Source organism: Cetobacterium somerae ATCC BAA-474 (genome assembly GCF_000479045.1).
In the GTDB taxonomy this organism is placed as follows: domain Bacteria; phylum Fusobacteriota; class Fusobacteriia; order Fusobacteriales; family Fusobacteriaceae; genus Cetobacterium_A; species Cetobacterium_A somerae.
Genome location: NZ_KI518207.1, coordinates 1 through 13,573, shown reverse-complemented (window position 1 = coordinate 13,573; position 13,573 = coordinate 1). Strand labels below are relative to the sequence as shown.

Sequence of the window (13,573 nt, the reverse complement as noted above, 5' to 3'; positions counted from 1 at the left end):
TTGAATACTAATGGAAGTAAGGTAATAAAATTAGAAAAAGGTTTTATATTGAAAAAACAATATAAAAATATTTGGATAGAAAAGGAAAAAAAAGATAAATTAGAAAAAGTTAATAAACTAGTTACAGAAAAAATACCGTTTAAAATCATTTTTAATAGCTATGTTGTAGAAGCTATAGAGGATAATAAAAGTTTTGGTAAAAATGAATTTTTAACAAATTTAAAAATAGGTGACACTATAGAGATTAGAATGAGAAAGGATGGGGATAAGATAAGACCTTTAGGAATGGAATCATATAAAAAATTAAAAGATGTTTTTATAAATGAGAAAATTCCAAAAGATTTAAGGGGAGAAATACCATTAATATTAAAAGACGATGAAATCGTTTGGGCTTCAGGCGTAAAAAAGAGCGAGAGTTTTAAGGGTGAAGAAAATAAAAAGGGAATTAAGCTAATCATAAGGAGGCAAGATGAAGAATAGAGAAGATAATGAAAAAATGGCATTGTATAACTTCATTGAAGAGGAGCCAAAAAAAGATGAAAGCGACGATGATGAAGCTGAGAAAAACAATGACAAAAAATCAAATGAGGAAAAAGAAAAAGAAGAGTTAGAGGAAAGAAAAAGAAAAATTAAAGAAAAATTAAAAGAGGGTATAGATAAAGGAAAACAAGATAAAGATTCAAATGACTCAAGAGAGTTAGGAGGAAGATTTAACTTAAAAGGATTTGTGATGTTATTATTTATAGTAACAATAATTTTATCTCTTCCAACAATGTTTTCTAAGTCAGATTCAACAAATGTAAAAACAATAAGTTATACAGATTTTTTACAAGATGTAAAAGATAATAAGTTAGTTAGAGTAGATGAAAGAGAAGGGTATATATATGGATATACTGCTGAAAAAGATGCATCTGCAGTAAAAGCTAGAATGATAACAGATAGACTTGGAGGAGATTTACAACTAGTTGATTTAATAGAGAATAAAAATATCCAAATACAATCTTTACCACCACAAGAGTTACCATTTTTATTAAATATGCTAGCATCTTGGTTCCCGATGTTACTGTTAATTGGAATTTGGATTTTTATGCTTAATAAAATGAATAAAGGAAGCGGTGGAGGACCACAAGTTTTCAATATGGGTAAATCTAAAGCTAAAGAAAATGGTGAAAATGTATCTCAAGTTACTTTTGCTGATGTAGCTGGAATAGATGAAGCAAAAGTTGAATTAGAGGAAATTGTTCAATTTTTAAAAGAGCCTGATAAATTTAAAAATTTAGGTGCTAAAATTCCAAAAGGAGTTTTATTGCTAGGTGCTCCAGGAACAGGTAAAACACTTTTAGCTAAAGCTGTAGCTGGAGAAGCTGGGGTTCCATTCTTTAGTATGTCAGGATCAGAATTCGTAGAAATGTTTGTTGGAGTTGGAGCTTCAAGAGTTAGAGATTTATTTTCTAAAGCTAGAAAAAACTCTCCATGTATAATCTTTATAGATGAGATTGATGCAGTAGGTAGAAAAAGAGGAAGTGGTCAAGGTGGAGGAAACGACGAGAGAGAGCAAACACTTAACCAACTTCTAGTAGAAATGGATGGATTTGGAAGCGATGAAACAATAATAGTATTAGCTGCAACAAATAGACCTGAAATACTAGATAAAGCTTTAATGAGACCAGGAAGATTTGATAGACAAGTAGTAGTTGATAGACCTGATATAAAGGGTAGAGAGGCTATTTTAAAAGTTCATTCAAGAAATAAAAAGTTTGCATCAGATGTTGATTTTGATGTAATAGCAAGAAAAACGCCAGGATTTGTAGGAGCGGATATTGCAAATATGTTAAATGAAGCGGCTATATTGGCTGCAAGAGCTGGTAGAGATGAAATAAATATGTCTGATTTAGAAGAAGCTTCTGAAAAAGTTACAATAGGACCAGAGAGAAAATCAAGAATGGCAGTTCAAAAGGAAAGAATTATAGTTGCTTATCATGAAGTTGGTCATGCTATGACTCAAAGATTGTCACCACATACAGAACCAGTTCACAAGGTTACAATAATTCCTAGAGGAATGGCTGCTCTTGGGTATACAATGACTCTTCCAACAGAGGATAGATATTTAAAATCAAAAAATGAGTTTTTATCTGAGCTTGTAACACTTTTAGGAGGAAGAGCATCAGAAGAAGTTGTATTTGGAGACATAACTACAGGCGCTAGTAACGATATAGAAAGAGCTACAGCAATAGCTCATGCTATGGTAACTAAATATGGTATGAGTGATAAATTTGGACCAATAATGTTAGATGCTACTCGTGATGGAGATATGTTCCAACAAAAGCTTTATGGAGAAACAACTTCAAAAGAGATAGATGATGAAATAAGAAGATTAGTAACGACAGCTTATAATAAAGCAAAAGAGATTTTAACTGAAAATAGAGAAACATTAGAGAATATAACTCAGGCATTGTTAAGATTAGAGACTATAACAGGTGAAGAGTTAGATGAGATGTTAAAAGGAAAAACTGTTGAAAGATTAGAAGAAGAAAACAGAATAGAAGAAAAATTAGCAGACTTAAAAGAAGAAGAAAATAAATTAAGAGAAGAATTAAAACAGAAAGCCTCTCAGTCAGTTTTAGAAGATCAAAAAGAGGATAAGACAGAAAATTAGACTTTACTAAAATAAGATATTGTGTTATAATAATAACAATCTATGCTAGGATTTACGATTAAGCCCCGTAAACCTTGGCTTAGATATTAAATATTCAGGAGGAAATAAAATGGCTATAAACAAAGCAGAAATCATCAGCGCTTACGGAAAAGACGGGAAAGATACAGGATCTACAGAGGTTCAAATCGCTATCTTAACTGCACAAATTAACCACTTAACTAATCACTTAAGAACTCACAAGAAGGACTTCCACTCAAGATTAGGATTATTAAAAATGGTTGGAAAAAGAAAGAGACTTTTAAGCTACTTAATGAGCAAAGATATCGAAGGATACAGAGCTCTTATTGCTAAATTAGGAATCAGAAAGTAATATTAAAACGAGGAAGTCTTCCTCGTTTTTTTTTATAAAATAAAATGGGGAGAGTGTATGAAAAATTTATTATTATTATTTTTAATAATATTTTCCACTGGAATATTAGCTCAAGAGATAGAGAATAATGAGAAACAAACACAAGAAGAGTATATAAAAGGAAGAATTTTATATTTAGAGAGTACAAAAAAAAGTGGGTATAATGGACAGGATGGGATAAAAGAGATTGAAGAATATAGAGTAAGAATATTAGAAGGTGAAGATGAAAATAAAGAGATTTTAATTCAATCGCCAGTTTATTTAGAGAAAGCTTATAATATTTTTATAAGAGAGAATGAAAATGTAGTATTGTATAAAGAGCATGGAGAATTAGGTGATAATACATACTATATAGTAGATATTGATAAAAGAGACTCTATATTTTTAATAGTAGGTATATTTGTATTGTTAACAGTTATAATTGCCAGATATAAAGGAATAAAGGCGATTTTATCCTTAGTAATAGTAGTAGGGATAATATATAATATTTTTCTACCAATGATATCAAATGGCTATTCACCAATTTTGATTTCAACCTTATGTGCTTTATTATGTTCAACAATTACAATATTTTTGACAACAGGCTTCTCTCAAAAAGGATTAGTAGCAATACTAGGAGCAGTTTCAGGAGTAGTAATAGCAGGAATAGTATCAATGTATTTTTCATATAAAATGGCTATGACAGGTTTTGTTTCAGTAGAGGCATTAAATTATTCAACATTACTTCAGGGAATAAAAATTAGAGAAATAATATCAGCTGGAGTTATCTTAGGAAGTATGGGAGCAGTAATGGATGTATCTATGTCAATATCTTCAGCCCTTACAGAATTAAGAAAGAGAAGCGCTGATATAACTAAAAAAGACATTTTTGAATCAGGAATGAGAATAGGTGAAGATATTATAGGAACAATGGTAAATACGCTAATATTAGCGTATATAGGAAGTGGAATATTATCAACTTTATTCATATATTTACAAAAAGAACAATTTCCTTTAATTAGAATTTTAAATTTTGAATCAGTAGCAGCTGATATTATAAGAGCTTTTGCAGGAAGTATAGGAATTTTAGTTGCAGTGCCAATAACTTCATATTTATGCTGTATTATATTTACAAAAAAAAATAGCTGAATTTCAGCTATTTTTTATTGTTCTGTGGGAACAAAGTGGTTAACTACATTATTCCATAAATTTTCTTTTTTTAAAATATATTCTATAAATTCTCTAACAGCTCCATCTCCACCATTTTTAGTTGAAATAAAATCAGAAATATTAAGAATTTCTTCAACTGAATCTTTAGGTGCTCCTGCTAGTTTACATTTTTTCATAACTGCCAAATCAATTAGATCATCACCCATATAAGCAACATTATCATAAGAAATAGAATATTTTTCTAATATTAAATCAAGAGTTGCTATTTTATTTTTAATTCCTTGATGAATCTCTTTTATTCCAAGTTCTTGACAACGTTTAGTAACTATTTGAGATGTTTTTCCTGTGATGATAGCAATCTCTTTACCTTGAGAAATAGCTTGGGTAATTCCTAATCCATCTTTAACATTAAAAGCTTTCATTTCATCACCAAGATTTGTTACATAAAGCTTACCATCAGTAAGAGTTCCGTCAACATCTAAAACAATAAGTTTAATCATAAAGCCTCCTCAAAAATAAAAAATAAAACTGGGGATGTCCCCAGTTTTACTTTAATAGCATCGATTATAAAGCGTTAACTTTTGCAGCTAATCTAGCTTTTCTTCTAGATGCTGTATTCTTTTTCATAATTCCTTTGCTTACAGCTTTATCTAACTCTTTATAAGCTACTGATAAAGCAGCGTTTGCAGCTTCAACCTCTTTAGTTTCTACTGCTACTAAAACTCTCTTAAGCATTGTTTTTACTCTAGATTTTACAGCTTGATTTCTCTCTCTGTTTCTCTCTGCTACTAAAACTCTCTTTTTTGCTGATTTTGAATGTGCCAAATCAAAAACCTCCCTTTAATTTTAAATAAAATTTTCATAACATAATAACATAAATAACGCTTTATGTCAATATGAATATCGTACGAAGTACAAGTATTTTAATTTGACAGGTAAGCATAAAAAGAGACACAATATTTACAATGGACCTAGAATATTTTAACATATTTATTAGGAAAAAAGAAGATAAATAAAAAAATAATTTATATTTTCTCAAAAAAAGAGTATTATATTGTAGTGAGAATATAATAAACAAAGAAAGGATAAGAATGAATATAGAAGATAAAATATCTTTAGAAGCTAGAGATAAAATGAGGCTAGAGATAGAAAAAGTCGATGGTAACGAAGTATTCTTCAGAGGGATTCCAGATGAAGAAGGAGTAGTAACAGAAGTCGAAGTATTAGCAAGAGGTAATAAGTATTCAGTACCTGCTATATTAAAAGGAATGAGAAAAGGTGAGGTAATAATACATAATCATCCATCAGGCCATTTATATCCATCAGATCCAGATGTAGAGATTGCAGCTATATACTCCAACAAACTAGACGGTGGGTCTTATATCATAGATAATAAAGTATCAGATATATATGTTATAGTGGAGTTAATTCAAAAGAAAAATATAAAGATAGATATAAAACCGTATTTTGAAAAAAATGGTCTTTTGGCAAATGTATTTAAAGAGTTTGAATATAGAAATGAGCAGTTAGAGATGGCTGAGGTTATCGAGAATGGACTAAATACAGAGACAAAAGTAATTGTTGAGGCAGGAACAGGAACAGGAAAGACATTAGGTTATTTAATACCTGCTATAGAGTGGAGTATAAAAAATAAAAAAAGAGTTGTAATAAGTACAAATACAATAAATTTACAAGAACAACTTTTAAATAAAGATATTCCTATAGCTAAAAAAGTTATACAAGGTGATTTTAATTATGTTTTAGTTAAAGGAAGAGGAAATTACTTATGCAATAGAAAATTGCATAATGTAGCTACTGGAGATATTGTTGATTTTGAAGAATATAGTCAAAGTCAAAAATCTCAATTTAAAGAGGTTTTAAAATGGGGTGGTAAAACTGAGACTGGAGATAAGGCAGAGCTACCATTTGAAGTAGACTATTCAATTTGGGAACATTTCCAAAGTGAAAGTGATATGTGCGCAGGAAATAAATGTGCATTTAAATCAGAATGTTATTTTTTAAAAGCAAGAGATGAAAAGAAAAAAGCAGATATACTAATAACTAATCATCATATGTATTTTTCTGATTTAGCAATAAGAAAAGAAATAGGTTTTAATACAGAGTATTCAATTTTACCAGAATATGAATTAGCAGTATTTGATGAGGCACATAATGTAGAAAAAGTAGCGAGAGATTATTTTTCTTATGAAATTTCTAAATATGGTTTTACGAAAACTATGAATCAAATATACACAATGGAAAAATCTAAAAAAAGAGGAACAGGAAGTCTAGACGTTTTTATAAATTATTTGAAAAGTTGTGATTATGATGGAAAAAAAGGAATTGAATCAGATTTAGAGAATGATATTAAATTAAGACATCGAAATCTATTTAATTCAGGTAGAGCATATTTTAATTTTATAATTGAAATTTTTTCTAAAGGACAAATGAGTAGTATAACTTATAGATTAAAAAAGAATGAGTTTGAAAAAGCTGTTTTTTATAATCAATTAGATAATTTAAAAGATGAGTTTGTTGTTGATTTATCATCTTACTTAAAAAAAGTTAGAACAATTTTAGGTAAAATTAAAGATATTGAGGATAAAGAGGGGTATATAAGTGATTTCTCTAGATATATAGATAGATTAGATGGATTTTTTGAAAATTTAAAATTTATAAATTCACTGGATGATGATAAATTTATATATTGGGCAGAAGTAAATGGGAAAAAAAGTAATTCTAAGTTAGTTGCAACTCCTTTAAAAATAGATGGAGAATTAGATAAGAATCTATATGCAAATTTGAAACAGATGATTTTTACATCTGCAACAATAGCAATAGGAAATGATTTTTCTTATTTTAAAGAAAGTATAGGTTTAAAAGAAAAAACTTTAGAAAAAGTTATTCATTCACCATTTGACTATAATAATCAAATGACTGTATATTTACCTAAAGATTTATTGAATCCAAGTGACCCTAAATTTATTGATAGTATTAAAGATTTTTTAAAAAATTTAATATTGAAAACTTCAGGAAAATGTTTTATACTATTTACTTCGTATAGTACTTTAAACTATATGTATTATATGATAAAAGATGAATTAGAAAATGCTGGATTAAATCTTTTAATTCAAGGACAAGCACCGAGAACACAGCTCGTAAATTTATATAAAAATATAAAAAATCCTGTTTTATTTGGAACAGATTCCTTTTGGGAAGGTGTAGATATAAAAGGAGAGCAATTAAGTTCGGTAGTTTTAATAAAATTGCCATTTAAGGTTCCAAGCGATCCAGTAACAGAAGCAATAATTGAAAATATAACACAACAAAATAAGAATGCATTTGTAGAGTATCAAATTCCAGAGTCTGTAATCAAATTTAAACAAGGAATTGGAAGATTGATTAGAAGCAAAAGTGATAAAGGAATTGTTACAATATTAGATAATAGAGTAATAACAAAAAGTTATGGAAAATATTTTAAAGAAGCTATCCCTACTAAAAATATAAAAATACTGAGTAAAGAAGAGATTTTAAAAGATATTTCTAAAACCTAAAAGGAGTAACTAATATGAAAAAAATTGAGCTATTTGGTCTAAGTTTAACTTTTAAGATTAATAGGAAAAACGCAGACGATGCTGAATTATATACTAAGGATCATCATTTAAAAGAGAAGATTTTTTATTTAATTTTAATGATAATGCTAATAGTTATTAGTTCAAAAAGTGGCTATATAGTAAATAGACAAAAGTATGATGTGGGTGACGTAGCAATAAATGATATTTATTCACCTAAAAGTATTCTTTTTAATGATAGAGACAAAAAACAAGATATTATAAAAAATCTTATGGAAAATTCTAAAAAAGAGTATATATATGTACCACAAGCGGGAACTGTTTATATATCAGGAGCTGAGTATCTTTTTGATGAAATATTAAAGAAAAACTTTAAGAAAAATAAGTTATACCTAGATAGAGTTGAAGATATAATTGGAAAACAATTACCGCCTAAATTAATAACAGAATTAACCCAATTGAATAAAAAAGAATTACTAGAAACAAAAGAAAGAGTTATTGGATTTTTAACAAAGGCATATGCAACGGGTATTATAAGAGAAAAAGGAAGTTTAACAATTTCTCCTCCTAATGATGAATTATTTTTGGAGCTTCCAGAGTTTGACAAAAAAATTGTTGAAAATTTTTTAACAGCAAACTATATATACGATGAAACTAAAACTAAGAACTCTATTGCTGAAAAAATTTCACAAATAGATGACCAAATTTTAGATATAAAAGCAGGAACTTTACTTGTTAAAAAAGGAGATATTATAACTGATAGTAGAGCAAAGCTTTTAGAAGCTGTTGGAATTTATTCCTATAAAAAAAGTTTAGGTTTTTCCTTGGCAAACTTTTTGTACACGATTATTTTAACAGTTATATTTTATCCCTTGTTGGCTAATAAATTTAAAAAAAATATATTAAATAAGAGCATATACAGAAGTCTATTTTTGATATACACAATAGGGTTTTTAGCCTATAGATTTACAAAACCAGATCATTTATATTTTGTTCCTTTTGAAACAATGTATTTTTTAATGGCAATACTTTTTGCAAAAGACTTTGCTTTTTTAGCAACACTCATGGCAATTACATTTTTATTTCCAATTGTAGGATATGATCCTATATTTATTATTGTAACTTTTTTGGTTTGTTTAATGGGATCTTATTTGATAGAGAAAGTTACAACAAGGCAGGAATTGATTGCTTTAGGAATGAAATTAGCAGTGACAAAATTCTTCTTATATCTGTTATTAACTTATTTTATAGGAAGAGAGCAGAACTTAATTGTGTTACAAAGTGGAGAGATTGTTGTTTCAGGATTACTTTCAGGAATGTTAGCGATAGCAGTATTACCATATTTTGAAAGAACATTTAATATTTTAACAACATTTAGACTTTTAGAATTAGGAGATTTATCTCATCCTTTGCTTAAGCTTTTATCTATGAAAGCTCCAGGAACATTTCATCACTCAATGATGGTTGCAACTTTATCAGAAGCGGCAGCGGAAGCAATAGGAGCAAATGCTATTTTTGCAAGAGTGGCATCATATTATCATGATATAGGAAAGATGAAAAGACCTAAATTTTATGTAGAGAATCAAGAAGGTGGAGAGAATCCTCATTCAAAAATATCTCCGTTTTTAAGCACTTTGATAATAACATCACATACTAAGGATGGTAACGAACTAGGAAGAGAGTATAAAATTCCAAGAGAGATTAGAGATGTTATGTTTGAGCATCAAGGAACAACAATGTTGGCATATTTTTATAATAAAGCAAAGCAATTAGATCCAACTGTTATAGAGGAGGATTTTAAATATGGAGGACCAATTCCAAGAAGTAAAGAATCGGCTATAATTATGCTAGCAGATTCAATAGAGGCAGCTGTAAGGTCATTAGATGAGAAAACACCAATAACTATTGAAAATATGTTAAGAAAAATTATTAATTCTAAAATAGAAGATAATCAATTATCTGAAGCAGCGTTGACATTTAAAGAGATAGAAATAATTATTAAAACTTTCACAAAAGTTTTAATGAGTATTCATCATGTCAGAATAAAATATCCAGGACAAAAATAAAAGGAGTTAATATGGAAGTAGTATTAGATTTTTCTCTAGAAATAGAGGGATATAATGAAATTATAAATGAAGAAGAAGTAAAAGAGTATATTTATGAAGTTTTAAACGATGAGTTTGAATCAGAAAAGCCAGTTTATATATCTGTAGCTTTAGTTGGAAATGAAGAGATTCAAAGAATAAATAGAGATTTTAGAGAGAAAGATAGACCTACAGATGTTATATCTTTTGCATATCATGAAACAGAGGATTATATGATTGGGCCATATGATACATTAGGAGATATAATAATATCTTTAGAGAGAGTTGAAGAGCAATGTAATGAATATAATCATTCATTTAGAAGAGAATTTTTTTATGTTCTAACTCATGGAATGCTACATCTTTTAGGATATGATCATATAGAAGAAGAAGATAAAAAAGAGATGAGAGCTAGAGAAGAAGAGATTTTAGGAAAATTTGGTCATACAAGAGATTAAGGAGGGGCTGATGAAAGATAAGGGGAATAAACAAGATGTAACACAAAGTTTTAATGTAGCAATAGAAGGAATAATAGAAACTATTAGAACAGAACGAAATATGAAATTTCATGCCTTTTGTACAATATTAGTTTTAATGATTTCAATTTTTCTAGGTGTAAGCAGAATGGAGTTAATTGTGTTATCAATTAGTATGTCCCTTGTTTTAGCAGCAGAGCTCTTAAATACTGCTATAGAAAGTTTTGTAGATTTAGTTTCACCAGAATATAATATTTTGGCAAAGAGAGCTAAAGATGTTGGAGCAGGAGCTGTTTTTATAGCAGCAAGTAATGCTTTAATAGTTGGATATTTAGTATTTCATAAAAGAATAGCTGGTGAGTTTGATAATTTTTTTGATTTATTAAAAGAATCTTATGCAAATGTAATAATATTTATAATAATATTTATAGTAGTATTAGTAATAGCAATTAAAAGTATTTTTAAAAAAGGAACTCCTTTAAGAGGAGGAATTCCTAGTGGACATAGCGCTCTTGGTGGAGCGCTTTTCATGGGAATATTTTTTTTAACACATGATGTTAGAGTATTTTATCTTTCTCTATTTCTTTTAATTTTAGTTCTACAATCAAGAGTAGAAGGTAAGATACATACAGTTTTAGAAACCGTAATAGGTGCCGCAATAGGAATGGGTGTTACATATCTTTTTCTATCTCTATTAAAAGTTTAAAATATTAGGAGGTATATAATGCAAAGAGCTAAAGACTATCTATTGCTTAGTGTACTCTCTTATTGTAATTTTTCTCAAGAGGATTATAAAAAAAATTTAGATCAAATTTACAGAGAGAATGATTCATTAAAATTAGATAGTGATGGATTTTATTTTTCAAATTCAAATACAAGATATTTATTTTATGATTTTTTTAAAGATATTCTTCATAATTGGGAGATATTTTATGTAGAAAGTAAGAGAGCTTCTGATTTAGAAAGAGATTCAACAGGATTTTATAGTGTAGTTTTTAGAAATATTAAATATGATAAATATGTTATTTCTTATAGAGGTAGTGAGAAATATCCTATAGAAGATGCTTACAAAGATTTTATAGAAAATGATTTAAAAATTGGTTTAGGAGTTAAACCTGTACAATTTTATGATGGTTTAGAAGTGTTTAATAAAATTTATGATGAGTTTAAAATTCCTAAAGAAAAGATATCAATAACAGGACATTCTTTAGGTGGTGGAATTGCTCAGTTTGTAAGTATTATGGTTGACAAGGAGAGAGGATTTATTCCATATACATGTACTTGGAATGCTGTAGGAATAAATAGAGATGGGATTATAAACCTTCTAGATTTCTTTAACTATGATAGAATTTTAGATAAATTAAATTTAGATGATATTGAGAAACAATATTTTATTGAGTTTAAAAATGAGTATTTATCATTTTTTTTAAAAGAGTTAAAAAAGGGGAAAGTAATAAAAGATAGTAATACGCTACTAATAACAAGTAATGTTGAAATATCACCTCAAATAGATGAGGGATTTATAAAAAATTTTGTAAAGAGTACAAAATTTGAAAATTTATTAAGTAAATTATCAAATGATACAAAAAATACTTTATTAGATAATAATAGGGTTTTTAATGCACTATTTAAAGTAGATAATTTAACTAATGAATTATTCCAAGCAGATTATTTTATTAGAAAAATTAAAGCTAATAAAGTTTATGAAGAAAATATAGTTAATTTTTGTCACTCTGAAGATTTGACAGTTTCTCTTTTTCCACATGTTGGTGCTGTTTATCAAGTTGATAAAAGTTTTTTAAGAAAAGAGATAAAGAAAAAAACTATTTTTTCTAGTTTTTTATTTTTTACAAAATCAGTTCAAGATTACCACTACCAAGATATATTCTTACCTTTTATTGAGGTTGAAGGTGAAAGAAGTGGAATGTTTAGTAAAAATTTATCAATTGGTTATTTAGGAACAATTATAAGAAAAATCTTAACACTTGAATATTGTGTGGAAAGAGAGTTATTAGCAGATTATTATAGTTTAATTTTAATAACAGATGAAAATTATAAAAAGATTAAATCTCAAATATTAAATGCAATAAAAAAATGTGGAGAAGATATTTTATATAAATCTCAAGCATATAATCAAATAAAAGATATGGATCAAGAAACTTTTTCGAAAGTTTGGGAAAATTTGAAGACAAAGCTTCCTAGTCCATATAGAATACAAGATATATATGATTTAATATTATTTTAAAAGGACATGAATTTCATGTCCTTTTATAATTTAAATATATTTACAATTAGTGGAACTAATACAGGCACTGATGTAGTTAGAACAACGCCTGAAAAAAATGCAATAACAGATATATCAGAACTATTACTTTTATTTATAACTGGAAGAAGAGTATCCATAGCTGTAGCACCAGCTGTAGATATAGATTCGAAACTTCCAATGGATTTAGCAATAAGAGGAATTGTTAAAATTGCAAGAACCTCTCTAAAAACATTACTTAAAAAGGCAACACTTCCAAGTTCAGGACTTATTTTTGTTAATTCAATGGCTGATAGAGAGTACCAACCAAGACCAGAAGAAACAGCAAGACCTTCTCCAATAGAGATAGGAAGAAATAAAGAACCGACAACTCCACCTAAAAGAGAACCTAAAATTGTGGATATAGGAAGAAGCCATATTTTTTTACCATATTTTTTTAAATTAGAAAATACAGAAGAGTTATCTCCAATATCGATTCCAACGAAAAATAAAAGTAAGCAGAGACCTAAATCGATAAAAGTATCTGATGAATTAGATAAAAATGGAGTTTGAAAAAATAATCCTATAATAACTCCAAAAATAATTGATAAACAAATTCCTAGCATCTATTTGTCACCTCTTTTTCTAAAAAAAAATTTAGTAACAAAAATACTTCCTAAAATAGAGAATAATGCAATAACAATAGCTTGTAATCCAAGATTTGGAAATTCTTTTATAATTTTGTTATCACTACCAATTTTATAACCCATAACTCCTAATAAAAAGAAAAGAGAAAAGGATTGTAAAATAGCAGTTTTCATTTTTAATTTTAAAGGTATTAATTGGTATTTACTTAATAAAAACCCACAACTTATAATGAAAATATATAATAAAATTCTTATCATAATTCCTCCTAGATATTAAATATAGTAGGAGTTTACCATAAAGATTATATAAAAATCAAATTTTGTAAAAAATAAACCTT

At 27.8% G+C, this 13,573-nt stretch carries 13 protein-coding genes; 9 read left to right on the top strand and 4 right to left on the bottom strand.

The features are described from left to right. The 4 genes from tilS to HMPREF0202_RS12635 form a co-directional block, all read left to right on the top strand. A partial coding sequence (gene tilS / locus HMPREF0202_RS12650) for a tRNA lysidine(34) synthetase TilS (RefSeq protein WP_170207991.1) occupies positions 1-480 on the top strand: 480 nt, incomplete at its 5' end. Further along, positions 470-2,656: an ATP-dependent zinc metalloprotease FtsH gene (gene ftsH, locus HMPREF0202_RS12645; protein WP_023051111.1), complete on the top strand. Its 2,187-nt coding sequence runs from the start codon at positions 470-472 to the stop codon at positions 2,654-2,656. The genes tilS and ftsH, both read left to right, overlap by 11 nt. Before the next feature lie 109 nt (positions 2,657-2,765). After that, complete coding sequence (rpsO, locus tag HMPREF0202_RS12640; protein ID WP_023051110.1) at positions 2,766-3,026, top strand: 30S ribosomal protein S15; 261 nt, start codon at positions 2,766-2,768, stop codon at positions 3,024-3,026. Between the two features lie 57 nt (positions 3,027-3,083). Next, positions 3,084-4,193, top strand: coding sequence for a YibE/F family protein (locus HMPREF0202_RS12635; RefSeq protein WP_023051109.1), 1,110 nt, complete (start codon positions 3,084-3,086; stop codon positions 4,191-4,193). Between the two features lie 14 nt (positions 4,194-4,207). Here the strand turns inward: HMPREF0202_RS12635 and HMPREF0202_RS12630 are convergent, their stop codons facing one another. Further along, a complete protein-coding gene (locus HMPREF0202_RS12630) occupies positions 4,208-4,714 on the bottom strand; it encodes a KdsC family phosphatase (protein ID WP_023051108.1) in 507 nt (168 codons plus the stop codon). Between the two features lie 64 nt (positions 4,715-4,778). After that, positions 4,779-5,039: a 30S ribosomal protein S20 gene (gene rpsT, locus HMPREF0202_RS12625; RefSeq protein WP_023051107.1), complete on the bottom strand. Its 261-nt coding sequence runs from the start codon at positions 5,037-5,039 to the stop codon at positions 4,779-4,781. 266 nt (positions 5,040-5,305) lie between these two features. Here rpsT and HMPREF0202_RS12620 point away from each other — a divergent pair, with 266 nt between their 5' ends. Genes HMPREF0202_RS12620 through HMPREF0202_RS12600 form a run of 5 tightly spaced genes read left to right on the top strand, consistent with a single transcriptional unit; the run spans position 5,306 to position 12,591 of the window. Then, positions 5,306-7,768, top strand: a complete 2,463-nt coding sequence (locus HMPREF0202_RS12620; protein ID WP_023051106.1) for an ATP-dependent DNA helicase — start codon at positions 5,306-5,308, stop codon at positions 7,766-7,768. A 14-nt stretch (positions 7,769-7,782) separates the two neighbouring features. Further along, entirely contained in the window at positions 7,783-9,852 is a 2,070-nt protein-coding gene (locus HMPREF0202_RS12615) for an HD family phosphohydrolase (protein WP_023051105.1), read from the top strand. Positions 9,853-9,863: 11 nt separating this feature from the next. Beyond that, positions 9,864-10,328 carry an rRNA maturation RNase YbeY gene (gene ybeY, locus HMPREF0202_RS12610; protein WP_023051104.1) on the top strand — a complete coding sequence of 155 codons (465 nt, stop codon included), beginning with the start codon at positions 9,864-9,866 and terminating at the stop codon, positions 10,326-10,328. Between the two features lie 10 nt (positions 10,329-10,338). Continuing rightward, positions 10,339-11,052, top strand: coding sequence for a diacylglycerol kinase (locus HMPREF0202_RS12605; protein WP_040407514.1), 714 nt, complete (start codon positions 10,339-10,341; stop codon positions 11,050-11,052). Positions 11,053-11,070: 18 nt separating this feature from the next. Beyond that, positions 11,071-12,591 (top strand): Tle-like phospholipase domain-containing protein, encoded by a 1,521-nt coding sequence (locus HMPREF0202_RS12600; protein ID WP_023051102.1) that lies wholly within the window; start codon positions 11,071-11,073, stop codon positions 12,589-12,591. 23 nt (positions 12,592-12,614) lie between these two features. On the opposite strand, the gene HMPREF0202_RS15010 is transcribed toward HMPREF0202_RS12600, so the two are convergent. After that, positions 12,615-13,214, bottom strand: a complete 600-nt coding sequence (locus HMPREF0202_RS15010) for a LysO family transporter (protein ID WP_023051101.1) — start codon at positions 13,212-13,214, stop codon at positions 12,615-12,617. Then, positions 13,215-13,493, bottom strand: a complete 279-nt coding sequence (locus HMPREF0202_RS12590; protein ID WP_023051100.1) for a LysO family transporter — start codon at positions 13,491-13,493, stop codon at positions 13,215-13,217. Positions 13,494-13,573: the final 80 nt, after the last annotated feature.